At 67.4% G+C, this 18,520-nt stretch carries 17 protein-coding genes; 9 read left to right on the top strand and 8 right to left on the bottom strand.

The features are described from left to right. Positions 1-22: 22 nt before the first annotated feature. The 7 genes from leuD to hisD form a co-directional block, all read right to left on the bottom strand. Positions 23-628 carry a 3-isopropylmalate dehydratase small subunit gene (gene leuD / locus FOB72_RS26595; protein WP_150375869.1) on the bottom strand — a complete coding sequence of 202 codons (606 nt, stop codon included), beginning with the start codon at positions 626-628 and terminating at the stop codon, positions 23-25. Next, complete coding sequence (gene leuC / locus FOB72_RS26590) at positions 625-2,028, bottom strand: 3-isopropylmalate dehydratase large subunit (RefSeq protein WP_223851581.1); 1,404 nt, start codon at positions 2,026-2,028, stop codon at positions 625-627. The genes leuD and leuC overlap by 4 nt, the downstream gene beginning before the upstream one ends. A gap of 27 nt (positions 2,029-2,055) precedes the next feature. Further along, positions 2,056-3,042: a Bug family tripartite tricarboxylate transporter substrate binding protein gene (locus tag FOB72_RS26585; protein ID WP_150375865.1), complete on the bottom strand. Its 987-nt coding sequence runs from the start codon at positions 3,040-3,042 to the stop codon at positions 2,056-2,058. A 61-nt stretch (positions 3,043-3,103) separates the two neighbouring features. Next, positions 3,104-4,078 carry a 3-hydroxyacyl-CoA dehydrogenase gene (locus FOB72_RS26580; RefSeq protein ID WP_150375863.1) on the bottom strand — a complete coding sequence of 325 codons (975 nt, stop codon included), beginning with the start codon at positions 4,076-4,078 and terminating at the stop codon, positions 3,104-3,106. After that, positions 4,075-5,142, bottom strand: a complete 1,068-nt coding sequence (locus FOB72_RS26575; protein WP_150375861.1) for a LacI family DNA-binding transcriptional regulator — start codon at positions 5,140-5,142, stop codon at positions 4,075-4,077. Before FOB72_RS26575 ends, FOB72_RS26580 begins: the two co-directional genes overlap by 4 nt. Then, complete coding sequence (locus FOB72_RS26570) at positions 5,139-5,927, bottom strand: SDR family NAD(P)-dependent oxidoreductase (protein ID WP_150375859.1); 789 nt, start codon at positions 5,925-5,927, stop codon at positions 5,139-5,141. The genes FOB72_RS26575 and FOB72_RS26570 overlap by 4 nt, the downstream gene beginning before the upstream one ends. Beyond that, positions 5,924-7,246, bottom strand: a complete 1,323-nt coding sequence (hisD, locus tag FOB72_RS26565) for a histidinol dehydrogenase (RefSeq protein WP_150375857.1) — start codon at positions 7,244-7,246, stop codon at positions 5,924-5,926. Before hisD ends, FOB72_RS26570 begins: the two co-directional genes overlap by 4 nt. A gap of 216 nt (positions 7,247-7,462) precedes the next feature. Here hisD and FOB72_RS26560 point away from each other — a divergent pair, with 216 nt between their 5' ends. The 4 genes from FOB72_RS26560 to FOB72_RS26545 all read left to right on the top strand — a co-directional run bounded on the left by FOB72_RS26560 (position 7,463) and on the right by FOB72_RS26545 (position 12,354). After that, a complete protein-coding gene (locus FOB72_RS26560) occupies positions 7,463-7,999 on the top strand; it encodes a sigma-70 family RNA polymerase sigma factor (RefSeq protein ID WP_150375855.1) in 537 nt (178 codons plus the stop codon). A gap of 21 nt (positions 8,000-8,020) precedes the next feature. Continuing rightward, the gene (locus FOB72_RS26555; RefSeq protein WP_150375853.1) at positions 8,021-9,076 is read left to right on the top strand and encodes a FecR domain-containing protein; all 1,056 of its coding nucleotides are present in this window, start codon (positions 8,021-8,023) and stop codon (positions 9,074-9,076) included. 135 nt (positions 9,077-9,211) lie between these two features. Beyond that, positions 9,212-11,587: a TonB-dependent receptor gene (locus FOB72_RS26550; RefSeq protein ID WP_223851580.1), complete on the top strand. Its 2,376-nt coding sequence runs from the start codon at positions 9,212-9,214 to the stop codon at positions 11,585-11,587. Between the two features lie 35 nt (positions 11,588-11,622). Next, positions 11,623-12,354 carry a DUF4198 domain-containing protein gene (locus FOB72_RS26545; RefSeq protein WP_150375849.1) on the top strand — a complete coding sequence of 244 codons (732 nt, stop codon included), beginning with the start codon at positions 11,623-11,625 and terminating at the stop codon, positions 12,352-12,354. 14 nt (positions 12,355-12,368) lie between these two features. Here the strand turns inward: FOB72_RS26545 and FOB72_RS26540 are convergent, their stop codons facing one another. Beyond that, complete coding sequence (locus FOB72_RS26540; RefSeq protein WP_223851579.1) at positions 12,369-13,559, bottom strand: mechanosensitive ion channel domain-containing protein; 1,191 nt, start codon at positions 13,557-13,559, stop codon at positions 12,369-12,371. A gap of 206 nt (positions 13,560-13,765) precedes the next feature. Here FOB72_RS26540 and FOB72_RS26535 point away from each other — a divergent pair, with 206 nt between their 5' ends. Genes FOB72_RS26535 through FOB72_RS26515 form a run of 5 tightly spaced genes read left to right on the top strand, consistent with a single transcriptional unit; the run spans position 13,766 to position 18,509 of the window. After that, positions 13,766-14,431, top strand: coding sequence for a PepSY-associated TM helix domain-containing protein (locus tag FOB72_RS26535; protein WP_150375845.1), 666 nt, complete (start codon positions 13,766-13,768; stop codon positions 14,429-14,431). Positions 14,432-14,484: 53 nt separating this feature from the next. Then, a complete protein-coding gene (locus tag FOB72_RS26530) occupies positions 14,485-15,006 on the top strand; it encodes a DUF2271 domain-containing protein (protein WP_150375843.1) in 522 nt (173 codons plus the stop codon). A gap of 19 nt (positions 15,007-15,025) precedes the next feature. Then, positions 15,026-15,859 (top strand): DUF4198 domain-containing protein, encoded by an 834-nt coding sequence (locus FOB72_RS26525; protein WP_150375841.1) that lies wholly within the window; start codon positions 15,026-15,028, stop codon positions 15,857-15,859. Between the two features lie 15 nt (positions 15,860-15,874). Further along, positions 15,875-16,894: an FAD:protein FMN transferase gene (locus tag FOB72_RS26520; protein WP_150375839.1), complete on the top strand. Its 1,020-nt coding sequence runs from the start codon at positions 15,875-15,877 to the stop codon at positions 16,892-16,894. Between the two features lie 10 nt (positions 16,895-16,904). After that, on the top strand, positions 16,905-18,509 hold the full coding sequence (locus FOB72_RS26515; RefSeq protein ID WP_150375837.1) for a sulfite reductase subunit alpha: 1,605 nt from the start codon (positions 16,905-16,907) through the stop codon (positions 18,507-18,509). Positions 18,510-18,520 lie beyond the last annotated feature (11 nt).

Below are 18,520 nucleotides of genomic sequence, written 5' to 3'. Positions count from 1 at the left end.
GGTGGATATGAGGTAAGGCGGCTCAGCCCATCGAGGCCAGCCACGGCTGTTCGCGCTGCACGCGTTCCTCGTAGGCGCGTAGTGCCGCATCGTGGGCCAGCGTGCGGTCGACTTCGTCCTCGGCGGACAGCAGCTGTTCCGCATGGCCGTCGGCGAGGACGATCGGCATGGTGCCGCCATCGGGCAACTGCAGCGTGCGCCCGGCCACGCGCAGATGCAACGGGGCATCCTTGTCGGCGGCGAGGGCCCGCAACAGGCGTGCATGATCGTCGGGCGTCACGATGGCCGCGACCACGCCGTTCTTCACGCAGTTGTTGCGAAAGATATCGCCGAACGAGAGCGCGATGACCGCCTTGATGCCATAGTCGGACAACGCCCACACCGCGTGCTCGCGCGAGGAGCCGCAGCCGAAGTTCTGCAGCGCGACGACCATGCGCGGCGGCGTGGCGTCCGCCATGAACGCGACCTCGGGCCGCCCTTCGGCCAGCCAGTCGGCGAATAGATGCGCGCCCATGCCCGTGCGTTGCACGAGGCGCAGGAAGCGGCCCGGAAAGATGGCATCGGTATCGATGTCGTCGCGCTGCATGACCGCGGCGCGGCCCTGGACTTCTGCGATCACGGCTTTCATGCGAGGTACTCCCGGGGATCGGTCAGCTGTCCCCGCAGCGCGGATGCGGCGACAGCGGCGGGGCTCATCAGATGCGTGCGGCCGCCTTGTCCCTGCCGGTTTTCGAAATTGCGGTTGGAGGTGGAGGCGCAGCGCTCGCCCGGCGCAAGGCTGTCGCCATTCATGCCGATACACATCGAGCAGCCGGACTCGCGCCATTCGAAGCCCGCATCGACGAAGACCTGCGCGAGCCCTTCGGCCTCGGCCGCGCGCTTGACGCTGCCCGAGCCAGGCACCACGAGCGCACGCACGCTGGATGCCACGCGGCGTCCGCGCACGACCTCCGCGGCAGCGCGCAGGTCCTCGAGGCGGCCGTTGGTGCAGGAGCCGATAAAGGCCACGTCGATCGGCACCGACGACAGTGCCTGTCCCATCTCAAGGCCCATATAGACGAGGTTCTCCTCGATGCGGTTGCGCTCGGCGGCCTCGTCCAGCGTGGCGCCGTCGCCCACGCGACCCGAGAATGCGGCGCTGTCGGCCGGCGTGGTGCCCCACGTCACGAGCGGCGCCACGGTGGCCGCGTCGAACTCGACGCGCCGATCGAAATCCGACGCGTCGTCGGTGCGCAACGTGCTCCAGACTTTGGCGGCCGGCTCGAAATGCTCGCGCGCGGCGCCCTGCACGCGGTCGCGCAGATACGCGATCGTGGTGGCGTCCGGGGCGATCAGTCCGAAGCGCGAGCCGGCTTCGATGGTCATGTTACAGAGCGTCATCCGCGCTTCCATCGACAGCGCTTGCACCGTCGGACCGAAGTACTCAACGCCGTAGCCGTTGCCGCCGCTGGTACCGATATGGTGAATGATGGCCAGCGCGAGATCCTTTGCATAAGTGCCGCGCGGCAGCACGCCCGAGATCGAGATGCCGAGGGTGCGCGGCTTGCGCATCCACAGGCTCTGCGTGCTCATCACGTGCGCGACCTCCGAGGTGCCGATACCCCACGCCACCGCGCCCATCGCGCCCAGCGTGGCGCTGTGCGAGTCGCCGCAGACCACGGTGCTGCCCGGTAGCACGTAGCCGAGTTCCGGCGCGATGACGTGGACGATGCCCTGCAGCGGATGGTCGAGGTCGTACAGGCGCATGCCCGTGGCCTGCGTATTGCGGCGCAGGGTCGCGATCTGCTCGCGGCTTTCCGCGTTCGGGATGTTCGTCAGCCGATCGGCCGTGGTGGGCACGTTGTGGTCCTGCACCGCGATATGGCGCGGCGACGAACGCAGCACGTGACCGGACTCGGCCATGCTCGCGAAGGCCTGCGGGCTCGAGACTTCCTGCACGAGGTGCCGATCGATATAGATCAGGTCCTCGCCGGCGCCATTGCGGGCAACCGCATGGGCCGCCCAGATCTTGTCGAAGAGTGTTGTCATGATGTGGGGTGCGCTCGTTGTGACAGGTCAGTCGAGACTGATATGCGCGGCCTTGGTGATCGCCTTGTTCTTCTGGAGGTCGCGCACGATCTCCTTGCCATAGGCGTCGGGCGTGCCCGGCGTGGCGACGATGCCGAGCGAGGCGAGGCGTTCCCGCATCGCGGGGTCGTTCAGCACCTTCTGCAGCGCGGCGCTGAGCTTGTCGAGCACGGGCTGGGGCGTCTTGGCCGGGGCCAGCAGACCGACCCACGAATTGATCTCGAAGTCCTTCAGGCCCGCTTCGATCAGCGTGGGCACGTTCGGCAGCGAGGGCGCGCGCTCGCGCGAGGTCACGGCCAGCGCCTCCACCTGACCGCTCTTCACGAACGGCATGGCACCCGTCACCGCCGCGAACGTGATGGGCAGCGTGCCGCCCACGACGTCGAGCAGGGCCTGGCCGCCGCCCTTGTAGGGAACGTGCGTCATGGCCATGCCGGTGCGCTGGTGGAACATCTCGCCGGCCAGATGCGTGGTGCTGCCGTTGCCGGCGCTCCCGTAGGACACGCCGCCGGGCAGGGTCCTGGCGTACTTCTGCAGGTCCGCGATGTTCTTGACGCCGAGCTTCGGATTGGCCGCGATCAGCAGCAGCGCGTCACCGATCTTGCCGATCGGCGCGAAATCCTTCACCGGATCGAACGGCACCTTCGCATAGACGTTGGGGTTGATGACGAGCGTGCCGTCATAGCCAAGCAGCAGCGTATAGCCATCGGGCTCGGCCTTGGCCACCATCTGCGTGCCGATATTGCCGCCCGCGCCGGGCTTGTTATCGACGACGATCTGCTGGCCCAGCTGCTGGCCGAGTTTCTCCGCCACGATGCGCGCGCTGGTGTCGGTCACGCCGGCATTGGCAAACGGCACGATCAGGCGGATCGGCTTGTTCGGATAGTCGTTCTGCGCGTGGGCGGCGGGCAGGCCGCAGACGGCCAGTGCGAGGGCGGTGGTGAGGACGGTGAGGGGATAGCGAGGCAGTTTCATATGGATGTCTCCTGTTTTGCTTTGGGGGGCAGGCATCTGTGTGCCCTGACGTGCCCGGTGATTAGTGTCCAGGCGCCTGCGCGCGCCGGGCCGCCGCGAACTCCATCAGTCGTTCGTCACGCCATGCGCGGCGCGATTCCAGATCCGCCTGCGACAGATGCTCGCGGCGTTGCGATTCCACGTGGCCGATCAGCTCGGCATCCCAGGGCGCTTCATGGCTGCCCGCGCGCGCGATGCGCTGGTAAAGCGCCCCCAGCCGCACGGCGTAATCCGCCACGCCGCCGGGTGCGTTCAGATCGATCGTCTCGAACGGCCCCATGAACGACCAGCGCCAGCCGAGGCCGTCGCGAATCGTCTTGTCGACGTCCTCGCAGCTGGCCACGCCGTCCTGCACCAGTGCCCAGGCCTCGCGCAGCAACACGGCCTGCAGGCGGTTCAGCACGAACCCTTCCACTTCCTTGCGCACGTGCACCACGGTCTGTCCGACCGCGCGCATCAGCGCATCGGCGAACGTGGCGGTGCGCGCGGAGGCTTCCGGCGAAGGCACGAGCTCCACGACGGGAACGAGGTAGGGCGGATTCACCGGATGCACGATCAGCACGCGGGGCGAGATGGCAAGGCCCAGCGCAAAGGCCGAGCCCGGAATACCGGATGTGGAGCTGCCGACGATGGCGTCGGGCGCGAGCAGCGCATCGAGTTCCTCCATCAGCTGGCGCTTGACGTCGACGCGCTCGAGCACGGACTCCTGTACGTAGGCGACGCCGTCGACGGCCTCGGCCAGCGTGGCGACCGGCGTAATGCGTGCCAGCACGACGGCAGGATCCTCGTCGATCAGCCCATGGCGGCGCAGGCCTTCGAGTTGCGTCTCGATGAGCGGCACGGCTTTGCGCGTGATTTCGGCATTGGCGTCGAACATCTTCACGTTCAGCCCGGCACGCGCGAAGACGATGGCCCAGCCCGCGCCGACCAGTCCCGCGCCGACGATCGCCACGGGGCGCCCGCCGCAAAGTGTTTGAAGGTCTTGCTTGTCGATCATGTTGTCTCGGGTGTCTCGTGTGTCTCGTTTTGGATGGGCCGGCGTGCCACGCCGCTCGCGCGCACGGTGCCGCGCTCGACCAGCACGCATGGCACGGCGACGCTGCGCGCCATCACCTCGCCGCCGATCTGCTGGAACAGCAGCGTGCGCGTGGCATCGACCATCTGCTCGACGTTCTGCTGCACGGTGGTCAGGTCGAACGACGGCCACGCCGCCTGCGGTACGTTGTCGAAGCCGACGACCGATACGTCGTGGGGGACTCGCATGCCGAGTTCGGTCCGCAGGGTTTCCAGCGCCGCGATGGCCATATGGTCGTTGGCGCAGAACAGCGCGTCGGGGCGGCTGGCGGGGTCGCGAAACATCGCGAGCACGGCGCGCCGCGCTTCGGCAAAGTCGTAATGGCCCACGCCGCGCGCATGCAGTTGCAGGCCGGCCGCGGAGAGGGCGTCGCAGAGTCCGGCCTCGCGTTCGCGGCTCGTCGAGGCATTCTCGGCGCCGGCCAGCCACGCGATGCGGCGATGGCCGTTGCCGGCGAGCAACTCGCCGACGAGGCGTCCGCCGTCCCGGTTCTGCGACGTGACCGAACTCGTCGAGTAGCCGCCCAGCGTGCCGATCTGCGCCACGCGGTTGAACAGCACGACCGGAATGCCGGCATGGATGCAGTCGTTGGCGAGCGCCGACGACAGCGTCGTCGATGCCATCACGATGCCATCGACCTGGTACTGCAGGATGTCCTTGAGGACGTTGTCGGCGTCCTCGGTCTCGCTGATGAACAGCAGCACGTGATAGCCGTCCTGCTGCAGCGCCTGGCACAGGCGCTCGATGACCACCGGATAGAACTGGTTCTCCAGGTAGCTCATGACGAGGCCGATGATCCGGCTGCGGCGTGTGATGAGGCTGCGCGCGATGGCATTGGGACGATAGCCGAGCTGACGCGCCGCGGTATGGATCCGCTCGCGCGTGTCGGGGGCCACGCTCGCGCCCGGCGTGAACGCGCGGCTGACGGCGGATTGCGACACCTCCGCCAGCCGGGCCACGTCGTGCGCGGTGACCTTTGCCTTCATGCCGCCGTCCACCCGCCGTCGAGCATCAGCGCGCTGCCCGTCATCAGGCTCGACGCATCGCTCGCGAGGAACACCACGGGGCCCATGACCTCGTCGATCGTACCGACGCGGCCCAGCGCGATCTTGTCGACGACAAAACGGCGGAATGCCGGATCCTCGAACATCGGCGCGGTGAACGCAGTCTCGATAAAGGTCGGGCACAGCGTGTTGACGCGAATGCCCGCGGGCCCGAGTTCCCAGGCCAGCGCCTTGCTCATGCCTTCGACCGCATGCTTGCTGGCGCAATACAGCGTCCGGCGCGGGCTGCCCACATGCCCCATCTGCGACGACACATTGATGATGGAGCCCGGCAGGCCGGCGGCCTGGAGGCTCCGGGCGACCTCGCGCGCGACGTAGAAGGTCGCTTTCACGTTCAGCGCGAACACCGCGTCGATGTCTTCGTCGGGCGTCTCGGTCAGCAGCTTGGGCCGGTTCATGCCCGCGTTGTTGACGAGAATCTGGTACGGCGGCCGGCTCTCGACCGCGCGCCGGACCGCGGCGGCATCGGTCACGTCCAGCACGAGCGCATCGGCGCTGCCGCCCTGCTCGCGAATGGCCGTGCAGGCCGCTTCGAGCTCCGCGCCGGACCGTGCCGCGAGCGTGACGGCGGCACCGGCCTGCGCCAGTGCCACACCCGCCGCCAGGCCGAGGCCGCGGCCCCCGCCCGTGACGAGCGCGCGCTTGCCGTCGAGCCGAAACCCGCCGAACGAAGGCAATGCGGAGGGCAGTGGCGTCGCGGCTGTCATCCCTGCAGCTCCGGCACCGGCTCGTACCAGGGCACGTCCGGGCGGTTGCCGTAGCGGCGCACGCGCAGGTTGGCCTGTTCGCCATGGCCGGCGAAGTTTTCCATATGGCACAGGCGCGAGCAGTACTCGCCGATTTCGGCGCTGGCCGCGTCCGTGGTCACGCGCTGGAACGTGCAGGTCTTCAGGAACTTGCCGACCCACAGGCCACCGGTGTAACGGGCGGCCTTGTTCGTGGGCAGCGTGTGGTTGGTGCCGATGCACTTGTCGCCGAACGCGACGTTCGTGCGCGGACCGAGGAACAGCGCGCCGTAGTTGGTCATGTTGTTCAGGAACCAGTCCGGGTCGCGCGTCATGACCTGCACGTGCTCGGAGGCGAGTTCGTCGGCCTTCTGCAGCATCTCTTCGCGGGTGTCGCAGACGATGACCTCGCCGAACTCGGCCCACGACCTGGCGGCGATCTCGGCGGTCGGGAGGATCTTGAGCTGGCGCTCGATTTCGGCCATGGTCGCGTGGGCCAGCGCTTCGCTGTCCGTCAGCAGCACGGCGGGCGAAGTCGGTCCATGCTCGGCCTGACCGAGCAGATCGACCGCGCACATCTCGCCGTCCACCGAGTCGTCGGCGATGACCAGCGTTTCGGTCGGCCCCGCGAACAGGTCGATGCCGACGCGCCCGAACAGCTGGCGCTTGGCTTCCGCCACGAACATGTTGCCCGGGCCGACCAGCATGTCGACCGGCGCGATGCTGTTGGTGCCGACGGCCATGGCGACCACGGCCTGCACGCCGCCGAGCACGAGGATCTCGTCCGCGCCGGCCATATGCATGGCGGCGACGATGGCCGGGTGCGGCTCGCCGTGGAACGGCGGCGCCGTGGCGACCACGCGCTTGACGCCCGCGACCTTGGCCGTCAGCACGCTCATGTGCGCGGAAGCCAGCAGCGGGTACTTGCCACCGGGGATATAGCAGCCGACCGCGTTCATCGGCACGTGGCGGTGGCCGAGGAACACGCCGGGGCGCGTCTCGACTTCCACGTCCAGCATCGAGTCGCGCTGGATCTGCGCGAAGTTGCGCACCTGGGTCTGGGCAAAGCGGATGTCTTCCAGCTCGCGCGCGGACAGGCTCTTTATCGCCTTTTCGATCGAGGCCTGCGACAGGCGGAAGTCCTCGGGCTCCCAGTTGTCGAACTTCTTGCTGTATTCGCGCACGGCGGCGTCGCCGCGCGTCTCGATGTCGCGAATGATGCCTTCGACGGTATTGCGGACTGCGGTGTCGTCGTCGGCACGCGCCTGAACGTCACGTCCACGTTTGAGGTAACGAATCATGGTGTCTCCTGGGAGTGTCTCTGTAAGGGGTGGTGCATACGTATGCAGATTAGTGTTCTTGCATTCGTATGCAAAGTCAGTGATTACCCTGAGCGTGCCCCGGAGGCCGCGTCAAAGTCAGGAAATGCCGAATTCGTTGTAATCCCTCGACATCGGTTGTATCGATTTGCCGACATGCTGGATGTTTACCAGTAACAATGATTATCATTACGCCCCATGAGTACTTCGGGTTCCGTCCTTCCGTCCCCCGTCGCCCCGCCCGACGTTGCCACCCTGTATGTGGACCACCATTCGTGGCTCAGGGGCTGGCTGCAACGCCGTCTCGGCAGCGCCGAACATGCGGCGGACCTGGCACAGGACACCTTCGTGCGGCTGCTCAACAGCGACCGCGTGCCGGCTCAGCTCGAGGAGCCGCGCGCCTACCTGACGACGGTGGCCAGGAACCTGATGTCGAATCACTGGCGCCGGGAGAAGCTCGAACAGGCCTACCTCGAGGCGCTGGCGCATGCCCCGCAGGACGTGGGCCTGTCGCCGGAAACGCGCGCGATGCTGCTGGAGACGCTGGTCGAACTGGACCGGCTGCTCGACGGATTGCTGCCCATCGTGCGCCAGGCGTTCCTGCTGTCGCAGCTCGATGGCCAGACCCATGCGCAGGTTGCGGAGACGCTCGGCATCTCCGTGCCCACCGTCAAGCGTTACATCGTCAAGGCGCTGCAGCGCTGCTACTTCGCCGATCTGTCGTTCGTCGGATGAAACGCCGATGAAGCCGTTCCGATGAAGCCATACTCTTACCCCGCGCAGTCGTCCTGGTATCAGGCGACCGCCGATGCCGCCTCCATCCCGCCGGCCGTTGCCGAGCAGGCGCTCGAGTGGCTCGTGGCGTTGCAGGATGCCGCCGTATCGTCCGAGGTCGTGGAAGCGTGGCAGCGCTGGCGGGCCGCCGATCCCGACCACGAGCGCGCGTGGCGCCGCATCGAGTCCGTGCAGGGCCGGCTTCAGCCGCTGGCCACCCCCGCCACCGCGGGCCTCGCGCGCGCGGCGCTGATGCCGAAGGCGTCGCCGGGCCGCCGCCATGCCATCAAGGCACTGGCGATCCTGGCCATCGCCGGTGGTGCCACATGGAGCGCCCGCGAGCAGCGGGGCTGGCGCCAGTGGGCCGCGGACTATCGCACCGGCGTCGGCGAGCGTCGCAAGCTGATACTTTCCGATGGGACCTCGCTGATGCTGAACACCTCGAGCGCGGTGGATATTCTCTTCAGCGCCACGGAGCGCCGCGTGCGGCTGATCTCGGGCGAGATCCTGATCACGACCGCGCCGGACCGCGAAGCGGTGCCGCGGCCGTTTCTCGTCGAGACCGCCTTCGGCACGGCCCGCGCGCTTGGCACGCAGTACGTGATGCGCCATCACGCGCACGACACCGGCGTGGCCGTCTACGAGGGGGCCGTGGAGATCCGCCCGCGCGACAATCCCGCGCGCAAACTCGTACTGCAGTCGGGTTACAGCGCCAGCTATACCGCGCAGACGATTACGGTGCCCGACGCGGCCAGCAAGGCCGGCATGGCATGGGCGGACGGCTTTATCGTCGCCCGCAGCATGCGCCTCGACGATTTCATCGCGGAGCTGGGCCGCTACAGCCGCGCTCCGCTCTCGTGCGATCCCGCGCTGCGGGACGTGCTCGTCTCGGGCTCGTTCCCGCTCGACGACGTGAGCAAGGTGCTCGACACGCTCGGGACCACCCTCAACGTGCGCCAGCAGGTCGTCAGCCGGTTCTGGGGCGACGACGAGATTCGCCTCGTACCGCCCGCCGGAAAAAATTTCGAGAAAAGCTGATCTCTTTTCGAAGCTCGCGGGTCAGGGAAGACAGGTACTTCAACTCTCTTCCATCGAAAGGTTTCACTCATGGGTCACGTCCGGACGCGCGAGCGTCAGTCTCATCGTGTCATTCGCCGTAAATTGCTGACGTCCATGGTGGGCCGTATCGTATTCGGCGGTGCAGTGGTCGCGCCGGCCGCCGTCATGCCGTTTGCCGCCCACGCGCAGGCCGCCGCCACGCGCGCCTATGCGATTCCCGCGGGCACGCTCGAAGACACGCTGAGCCGCTTTGGCCGCGATGCCGGCATCATGCTGTCGTTCAAGCCCGAGATTGCCGCAGGCAGGCAGAGCGCAGGCCTGAACGGCAGCTACTCCGCGCGCGGCGGTCTCGACACGCTGCTGGCGGGATCGGGCCTGACCGTGGTCGAGCAATCGAACGGCAGCTATCAGGTCGTCAGCCCTGCTGGCAACACCGGCAGCGGCGCCGATGGGACGCTGCCGCCGGTCACCGTGACCGCATCGGCCGATACGCGCCTGCAGCCCGAGTATGCGGGCGGCCAGGTGGCGCGCGGCGGCAGCCTGGGCATTCTCGGTTCGCTCGATGTCATGGACACGCCGTTCAGCACCATGAACTACACGGCCGAGACCATCGAGAACACGCAGGCCCGCACGCTGGCCGACGTGGTCATCAACGAATCGTCGGTGCGCACGCTGACGTCGACGGGCGGTTTTGGGGAGGACTTCCAGATCCGCGGCTATACCGTGGCGAGCGGCGACGTGGGCATCAACGGCCTGTACGGGCTGGTGTCGTCGAGCCGCATGCCGGCCGCGATCATGGAACGCGTGGAAGTGCTCAAGGGACCGGGCACTCTGATGAACGGCATCGGCCCGAACGGCAGCGTCGGCGGGGCGATCAATATCACCACCAAGCGCGCCGGCGACGAGCCGCTGACGCGCCTGACCACGACCTACGAGAGCAAGTCGATTCTCGGCGTGCAGGCCGATGTCGGCCGCCGGTTCGGCGAGGAAAAGGAATGGGGCGTACGCGTCAATGGCGTGTACAGGAACGGCCAGAGCAATCTTGACGCCGGCCGCCAGGAGCTGGGCCTCGGCGCGCTCGGCCTCGACTATCGCGGCCGCAAGCTGCGCTGGTCGCTCGATGCCTACACGCAGCACGAAGGCGTCGAGAACTTCCGTCCGCAGGTCGGTTTTGCCGCGGGCGTGACGTCGATTCCCGATGCACCCTCGGGCCACCGCAATTTCTTCCCGGGCACGCAGCTCTGGCTGCATGACTCGGCCGTGATGTCGCGCCTGGAGTACGACATCTCGCCGAACCTGATGGTCTACGCGGCAGGGGGCTATCGCGGAGGCACCGCGTACCAGACGTTCCCGTCGGGTCCCGTGGACGCGCTCGGCAATTTCCGCGTCAATAACTCGTACTACGATTCGTACAGCAAGACGAGCACGGCCGAAGTCGGCGCGCGCGCGATGTTCTCCACCTTTGGCGTGGGCCATACGCTGAACGTGGGCTTCACGCGGCTGGACCAGGAACTCGGCAATGCGTATATCGCGAACCCGCCATCGTCCGCGGTCGCCTCGAACATCTACAATCCGACGCCGCTGCCGGCCGTGATCGGCGCGCGTACCGATGCGCAGAAAGCGTCGGATACCGTGCTGACCAGCGTGGCCGTGACCGACACGCTGTCGTTCCTCGACGATCGCATCCAGCTGACCGGTGGCCTGCGCCACCAGAAGGTTTCGCTCGAGAACTATTCCACGACGACGGGCGCGCAGACCTCGAGCTACGACGCCAGCGCGATCTCGCCGCTCGCCGGCTTCGTGATCAAGCCGCTGCAGTACGTCTCGCTGTACGGTAACTACACGTCCGGCCTGACGCGCGGCGGTGTGGCGCCGACCACGGCCGCCAACGCGGGCCAGGTGTTCCCGCCGTACAAGTCGCGCCAGATGGAAACCGGCGTCAAGGTGGACTGGGGCCGCATCACGACGAGCCTGGCCGCGTTCCAGATCAAGCGCCCAAGCGCGGTGACCGATCCCGCCACGAATCTCTACAGCTTCGATGGCGAGCAGAAGAATCGCGGGATCGAACTGTCGGCGTATGGCGAGGTCGTGCAGGGCCTGCGCCTGATGGCGAGCGCCACGTTCTACGACGCCAAGCTTTCGCGCACCGCCGGGGGCGTCAACGACGGCAAGGACGCGAACGGCGTGCCCGACCACACCTTCAACTTCGGCGTCGACTGGGATATGCCGTGGGTGCCGGGGCTGAGCCTGTCGGGCCGCATCATCAATACCTCGGGCGTGTACTTCAACGCGGCCAATACGCTGCGCATGCCGTCGTGGACGCGCTACGACGTCGGCGCGCGGTATCGCACCAAGGTCATGGGCAAGTCCGTCGTGTTCCGCGCCAATGTCGAGAACCTGTTCAACTCGGACTACTGGCTCGTGAGCGGCACCTATGCGACAGTAGCGGCGCCTCGCACCTTGCTGTTGTCCGCGCAGATCGACTTCTGATGTTTGTTCGTTTGCCCCGATATAAGGAAATGCTGATGACCAAGACGACCGCCATCGCGTTCGCACTGATGGCCCTGTCCTCCGCCGCGCACGCGCACCAGATCTGGATCGAACCCGCCGACCAGCGCGCGGTGATTCGCTTCGGCGAGTTCGGCGACAACCTGCGCGAGGCCTCGCCGGGCCTGCTCGACAAGTTCGTGGCGCCGAGCGCGACGCTGCTCTCGCCGAAAGGCGAAAAGACCGCGGCGGGTGTGAAGACCGCCAACGGTTTCGTGCTGCCGTTCAGCGCCACCGCCGGCGAGTCCGTGGTGGCGCAGGACGCGAGCTATCCGCTCTACGCGTTCAAGCGCGCGGACAAGGACATGGCCAACTGGTACTACCCGGCCGCGCGCTGGGTCACCGACTTCGCGGCACAACAGCCGAAGCTGCCGCTCGACCTCGTACCCACGGGCGAAACCGGTGCGTTCAAGCTGTTCTTCCAGGGCAAGCCGCTGCCGAAGACCAAGGTGGCGCTCGTCACGCAATCGGGCTGGGCGAAGGAAGCCAATACGGACGAGCACGGCGCGGTGAAGTTCGAGATGCCGTGGAAGGGCACGTATGTGGCCGAGGTCCATCACAACGACCAGACGCCGGGCGAGCGCACCGGGGCCAACGGGGCCGAGCGTTATACCGCCGTGAACTACGTGACGTCGGTGACGTATATCAAGGCGGACGGCGTGGCGCCCATTCCCGCGCCGCCGGCGGCAACACCTTCCCCGGCAAAATAGCTTCAGGCGGTCTCCTAGCGTTTTTGCCAGACGCGGAGGCCGAACAAGGGGAGTACGCCATAGACGTGGTCGAACAGGTCCGACTGGACCTGTTCGTACGTTTGCCAGTCCGTCACGTTGACGAACAGGAAGACCTCGAGCGGCAGCCCCTGGCTCGTCGACTGCACGTGGCGGATCACCAGCGGCATGTCGGCGCGAATAGCTGGATGCTCGCGGAAGTAGGCCATCATGTACGCGCGCAGCATGCCGAGATTGGTGAGCGAATCGCGCACCGCCGCCGTGTCCAGCGCGGGCGGCAACCGTAGCGCCGGGCTCGCGCGCAACGCGCCGAGCAATGCGTCGTCGCACAGGCGCACGCTATCCGCATCGAACGGAATCGCATGCCGCACGCGGCGCGCACCCGAGTCCATCATCCCCCGCCAGTTCTTGACGCCGTTGCTGAGCAGCACATAGCTCGGCAGCGTGACGATCGTATTGTCGAAGTTCTGCACCTTGATCGTGTTGAGCGAGATATCGGTGACGACGCCGTCGGCGACATAGCCGGGCACCTCGATCCAGTCGCCGATGCGCAGCATGTCGTAGGCCGCCAGCTGGATGCTCGCGACAAAGCCGAGCAGCGAGTCGCGAAACACGATGATCAGCAGCGCGGTCATCGCGCTCACGCCCGTCAGGAAGTAAGTCGGCGATCGGTCGAGCAGCAGCGAGACGATGGCGATCAGCGCCATCAGATACAGCACAATGGTCGCGACCTGCAGGAAGCTCTTGATCGGCCGCTCGCTGGCATGCGGAAAGTGGCTGTAGCGATCCTCGATACTGGCGAGAAACGCAAAGCCCGCGCGCAGTGCCGCATAGACCATGAAGCACGCGGCAATCACGCCGACCGGGCGCCCCAGCATCGAGATGATCGGAAACGAGACGCCCGTGAGCAGCGGCGCCGACAGATAGACGATCCAGGCGGGCACGATCGGCGCAAGCCGGTCGAACACCTTGTGGCGCTCCGCCGCGCGCAGCCATTTGCGATGTTCGCCGCGTGCAAGCCGCCGCACGACCCACAGCAGGAGGATGCGCGTGACCGCATAGCAAAGCACGCTCGCCAGGGCGATGCTCAGCAACAGGCCCGCGACGATGACGATCGCCACGGGCAGGCTGTCGGTCTGGACGTAGATCCGTGGCCATCCGTCCGGGCCTTCGGCGAAGCGAAACATGTCTCCGAACATAGCTCCCTGCGGCGTGAAGGCCTGATGTCAAAGCATTGTAGTCGCCACCCCCAACGGCGCCATGGCGGCCGTAATGATCCGTAACACCACCCGGCAGAGGGTGCGTTGCTCTCCTAATTGAGAACCATTATCATCCTCCAGCCTGCGTTTTCCTTGTGACGCCGCTGTCACCGCAGTTGCGAGTCCCCGTTTCCATGATCGACACCCAGCCAGCTTCCGGCCAGCAGCGCCGCGCGTTCTGGCTCAAGCATCTGCACCAGTGGCACTGGATCAGTTCCGCGATCTGCCTGATCGGGATGCTGCTGTTCGCCGTGACCGGTTTCACGCTCAACCATGCCGGCCAGATCGAAGGCCGGCCGAAAGTCGTGACACGGCAGGAAACCCTGCCCGCCGACGTGCTGCAGGCGCTGCGGCGCGCGGTGCCTGCCCCTGCCGACGGTGCGCGCCGCAAGGGCGACGCGAAATCGGCCGTCCCGCCGGTGCTGGCCGAGTGGCTGGCGCGCACGCTCGACGTCGATGCCTCCGCACGCGAGGCCGAATGGTCGGCCGACGAGCTCTATGTTGCCTTGCCGCGGCCCGGTGGCGATGCCTGGGCCAGCGTCTCGCTCGACGACGGGGAGGTCCAGTACGAAGTCACGACGCGCGGCTGGATTTCCTATCTCAACGACCTGCACAAGGGCCGCAACACGGGCAACGCCTGGAGCTGGTTCATCGACGCGTTCGCCATTGCGTGCCTCGTGTTCAGCATTACCGGGCTGTTCCTGCTCAAGCTTCACGCGGGCGGACGGGCCGCCACGTGGCCGCTCGTCGGCTTCGGCGTGGTCCTGCCGCTGTTGCTGGCCATCCTGTTTATCCATTGATCGATCCCATCATCTCCACCTCTACCTTTATGGCTAGGAAAGGCTGTCCTGATATGCGCCGACTGCTCACCGTTACCCTGACCGGCATGGCCGCGATGCCCGCCGTGAACGCCATGGCCGCGGAAATGAACGTCAAGGTCGAGATTCCGCGTCTCACCGTTGCCGAGTACCACCGGCCCTACGTCTCCATCTGGATCGAGCGCGCCGACCAGAGCCCGGTTTCCACGCTGGCGGTCTGGTACGACGCCAAGAGCAAGGAGGACCACGGCACCAAGTGGCTCAAGGACATGCGCCAGTGGTGGCGCAAGGCCGGCCGCGACATGCAGATGCCGGCCGACGGGATTTCCGGCGCCACGCGCGCGCCCGGCGAGCAGACGCTGACGTTCTCGGACGGCAAGGCGCCGCTGGGCAAGCTGCCGGCGGGCAGCTACCAGCTCGTGGTGGAAGCCGCGCGCGAAGTGGGCGGACGCGAACTCGTACGCGTGCCGTTCACGTGGCCGCCGCAGTCGGCGCAGAACGCCCGTGCCCAGGGCGACCATGAACTGGGTGCCGTCAGCATCGACCTCAAGCCCTGATATCGAACCGGAGACGACCATGAAGAAACCTGCCCGTCCTCTGCAACGCCTCGCGCTGCGCGCCACGCTCCTCGCGCTTGCCGCCCTTGCGCCGCTCGCCGCGCACGCCCACCGTCAATGGCTGCTGCCGTCCTCCACCGTGCTCGCGGGCAACGATCCGTGGGTCACCGTCGATGCCGCCGTGTCGAACGACCTGTTCGTATTCGATCATTTCCCGATGCGGCTGGACAGCCTCGTCGTGACCGGTCCCGATGGCGCCGCGCTCAAGCCCGAGAACGCGTCCACCGGCAAGTTCCGCAGCACGTTCGACCTGCATCTGGCGCAACCGGGCACGTACCGCGTAGCCGTGGTGAACACCGGCGTGTTCGCGAACTGGAAGGTCAACGGCGAGACCAAGCGTTTCCGCGGCACCGCCGAGGCGCTTGCCAGCGCGGTGCCGCCGAACGCCGAGGCGCTGCAGACCACCGAGACGCTTGCCCGCGTGGAGACGTTCGTCACCGCGGGCAAGCCCAGCACGAAGGCGTTCGCGGCCACGGGCAAGGGTCTGGAACTGCAGCCCATCACGCATCCGAACGACCTCGTCGCCGGCGAAGCCGCGAACTTCCGCCTGCTGCTCGATGGCAAGCCCGCGAGCAACCTCAAGGTGGAAGTCGTGCCCGGTGGCATCCGCTATCGGGACAAGCTCAACGACATGGACGTGACCACCGACGCGGACGGCAAGTTCAGCGTCAAGTGGCCCGCGCCCGGCATGTACTGGATGGAAGCCGAGGTACGCGACGACAAGACGTCGAATCGCGCGATCAAGGCGCGACGTGCGACGTATGCGGTGACCGTCGAGGTATTGCCGCAGTAAGTCGAGCCGTCCGCCATGACGCATCGCGTATTGATCCCGCTCGCGCTGAGCGCGCCCCCCACGCCGGTGGCGCGCGCGCGCGCGTGGCAATGGGCGGGCGACACGATGGGCACGACCTGGTCGGTGGCGGCAGAGCTGCCTGCCGCGTGCGATCCGTCGTCGCTCGGTACGGGCATCCGCGCGGTGCTCGATGGCGTCATCGCGCAGATGAGCAACTGGTCCGCCGACTCCGATATCAGCCGCTACAACCGCGCGGCGCCTGGCGAGTGGGTGGTTCTGCCCGAGGACGCGCTCACGGTCCTGACCGCCGCGCTGCGCACCGCGCGCGAAAGCGGCGGCGCGTACGACCCGAGCGCGGGCGCCCTGGTCGATCTGTGGGGCTTCGGTCCCGCGGGCCGGCGCGATACCGCGCCAGCGGCCGACGCGATTGCGCGCACGCGGGCGCATTGCGGCTGGCAGCGCATGGCAGTCGACATCGAGCGACGCGCGGTGTGGCAGCCGGGCGGCATATCGCTCGACTTCTGCGCGATTGCCAAGGGGTTTGCGGTCGACGCCGTGTCGCGGTATCTGAACGGCGCCGGCGTGACGAGCCATCTGGTCGAGATCGGCGGCGAACTGAGTGGGCATGGCGTCAAGGCCGACGGCATGCCATGGTGGGTCGAGCTCGAATCGCCCCATGCAGACGGCCGAGGGGAAGGCCAGGAGCAGGACGCACGGACGCTGGTGGCGCTATGCGGGCTGTCGGTCGCGACGTCGGGCGACTATCGCCGCTATTTCGAGCAGGCGGGTCGCCGCTACGCGCATACGATCGACCCGCGCACCGGTTACCCGGCCACGCACGCACTGGCCTCCGTGACCGTGTTGCACGAGGAAGCGATGATGGCCGACGCGTGGTCCACGGCGCTGACCGTGCTCGGTCCCGATGCGGGGCTGCAGACGGCCACGCGTCACGCGCTCGCGGCACGCTTTCTCGTACGGACGCCGCGCGGTTTCGACGAACATGTCTCCCCGGCCTTCGCCGCGATGATGCAATGACGATGTTGCCATGAAATTCCTGACACCGATCGCGCCTATCGCCGTTTGTGCCGCCGGTACGGTCCTGGCGTTGACCGCGCATGACCGCACGGCGATCGCGGCCGGCGTGGTCGTGGCCTACCTCGCGTTCTGCGTGGGTATGCTCGCGCGCCACCGCCGGCGCCGCGCGGCACGCGCGGCATTCGGCAGCGCTGGCACCGGCGCGGATACCGACCGTCCCACGTTGATCGCGTTCGCGAGCCAGACCGGGTTTGCCGAGCAACTCGCGGAGCAGACCGCCCGCGCGCTGCAGGGTGCGGGCATGCCCGTGCGCGTGACGTCGTTCGCCGATCTCGACGGCAGGCAGCTTGCGGCCTGCGGGCAGGCGCTGTTCCTCGTCAGCACGACGGGGGAGGGCGATGCGCCCGACAGCGCGTCCGGTTTCACGCGCCGCATGATGGCTGGCGTGGCCCCGGATAGCCTGCGTCAGCTGCGGTACGGCATCCTCGCGCTGGGCGACAGCAGTTACGCGCGCTTCTGCGCATTCGGGCATACGTTGTCGTCATGGCTGCAGCGTCATCACGCGCAGCCGCTGTTCGATATGGTCGAGGTCGACAACGGCGACCCCGGTGCGCTCCGGCACTGGCAGAACCATCTGTCGGCAATGTCCGGCGGGGCCGAGATCGCCGACTGGGAGCGGCCGCGCTACGGGCGCTGGCAACTCGTCGAACGCCGCGTGCTCAACCCCGGTAGCGCGGGGGCGCCGGCCTGCCATCTGGCGCTCGTACCTGAAGAGGCCGAAGCCCTCGACTGGTCGGCGGGGGACATCGCCGAAGTCGGACCCTGTCATCCGCCCGGCGTCGTGGCCGCGCTGCTCGCGCGCCTCGCGCTCGACGGCACCACGCCGGTACGCTGCGACAGCCGCCCCACGACGCTGGCCGCGGCGCTGGCCACGCGCCTGCCATTGCCCGAGGCGCACCTCGACACGCTCGTGGGGCTGTCGCCGCAGCGCCTCGTCGACGCGCTGCCGGCCCTGCCGCATCGCGAGTATTCGATTGCCTCGCTGCCTGCGGACGGACGCCTCGAACTGCTCGTTCGCCAGACGCGTTACGACGATGGACGCCTTGGCCTCGCGTCGGGCTGGCTGACCGAACATGCGGCGGTCGGTACCGCGATTGCGCTGCGAGTGCGCGTCAATCGCGCCTTCCATCCACCGGCCGACGGCCGCCCGCTGATCCTGATCGGCAATGGCACGGGCCTCGCGGGCCTGCGTGCCCAGATCAAGGCGCGCGAAGCGGCGGGCCATCGTCGCAACTGGCTGCTGTTCGGCGAACGCTCGGCCGCGCACGATGCCTTCCACGACGCGGACATCGGACGATGGCATGCGAGCGGCGTGCTGGAACGCGTGGACCGTGTGTACTCGCGCGATGGCGGGCCGCTCCGTTACGTGCAGGATGCGGTGGCCGCGCATGCGATGGCGCTGCGCGAGTGGATTGCGGAGGGGGCGGCAATCTATGTGTGCGGCAGCCTGCAGGGCATGGCGGGCGGCGTGCATGCGGCACTGGTGTCGATCGCCGGCGACGAGGCACTGCAACAGATGACCGAAGACGGGCGTTATCGGCGCGACGTGTATTGATCGGGCGGTCC

Origin of the sequence: Cupriavidus pauculus (genome assembly GCF_008693385.1) — a bacterium.
Lineage (GTDB): Bacteria > Pseudomonadota > Gammaproteobacteria > Burkholderiales > Burkholderiaceae > Cupriavidus > Cupriavidus pauculus_D.
This window is presented reverse-complemented; position numbering and strand designations above follow the sequence as displayed.

Excerpts from the sequence above, each read along its gene's own strand:
- leuD (WP_150375869.1), bottom strand. The coding sequence starts at position 628 with ATGAAAGCCGTGATCGCAGAAGTCCAGGGCCGCGCCGCGGTCATGCAG.
- leuC (WP_223851581.1), bottom strand. The coding sequence starts at position 2,028 with ATGACAACACTCTTCGACAAGATCTGGGCGGCCCATGCGGTTGCCCGC.
- FOB72_RS26585 (WP_150375865.1), bottom strand. The coding sequence starts at position 3,042 with ATGAAACTGCCTCGCTATCCCCTCACCGTCCTCACCACCGCCCTCGCA.
- FOB72_RS26580 (WP_150375863.1), bottom strand. The coding sequence starts at position 4,078 with ATGATCGACAAGCAAGACCTTCAAACACTTTGCGGCGGGCGCCCCGTG.
- FOB72_RS26575 (WP_150375861.1), bottom strand. The coding sequence starts at position 5,142 with ATGAAGGCAAAGGTCACCGCGCACGACGTGGCCCGGCTGGCGGAGGTG.
- FOB72_RS26570 (WP_150375859.1), bottom strand. The coding sequence starts at position 5,927 with ATGACAGCCGCGACGCCACTGCCCTCCGCATTGCCTTCGTTCGGCGGG.
- hisD (WP_150375857.1), bottom strand. The coding sequence starts at position 7,246 with ATGATTCGTTACCTCAAACGTGGACGTGACGTTCAGGCGCGTGCCGAC.
- FOB72_RS26560 (WP_150375855.1), top strand. The coding sequence starts at position 7,463 with ATGAGTACTTCGGGTTCCGTCCTTCCGTCCCCCGTCGCCCCGCCCGAC.
- FOB72_RS26555 (WP_150375853.1), top strand. The coding sequence starts at position 8,021 with ATGAAGCCATACTCTTACCCCGCGCAGTCGTCCTGGTATCAGGCGACC.
- FOB72_RS26550 (WP_223851580.1), top strand. The coding sequence starts at position 9,212 with ATGGTGGGCCGTATCGTATTCGGCGGTGCAGTGGTCGCGCCGGCCGCC.
- FOB72_RS26545 (WP_150375849.1), top strand. The coding sequence starts at position 11,623 with ATGACCAAGACGACCGCCATCGCGTTCGCACTGATGGCCCTGTCCTCC.
- FOB72_RS26540 (WP_223851579.1), bottom strand. The coding sequence starts at position 13,559 with ATGTTTCGCTTCGCCGAAGGCCCGGACGGATGGCCACGGATCTACGTC.
- FOB72_RS26535 (WP_150375845.1), top strand. The coding sequence starts at position 13,766 with ATGATCGACACCCAGCCAGCTTCCGGCCAGCAGCGCCGCGCGTTCTGG.
- FOB72_RS26530 (WP_150375843.1), top strand. The coding sequence starts at position 14,485 with ATGCGCCGACTGCTCACCGTTACCCTGACCGGCATGGCCGCGATGCCC.
- FOB72_RS26525 (WP_150375841.1), top strand. The coding sequence starts at position 15,026 with ATGAAGAAACCTGCCCGTCCTCTGCAACGCCTCGCGCTGCGCGCCACG.
- FOB72_RS26520 (WP_150375839.1), top strand. The coding sequence starts at position 15,875 with ATGACGCATCGCGTATTGATCCCGCTCGCGCTGAGCGCGCCCCCCACG.
- FOB72_RS26515 (WP_150375837.1), top strand. The coding sequence starts at position 16,905 with ATGAAATTCCTGACACCGATCGCGCCTATCGCCGTTTGTGCCGCCGGT.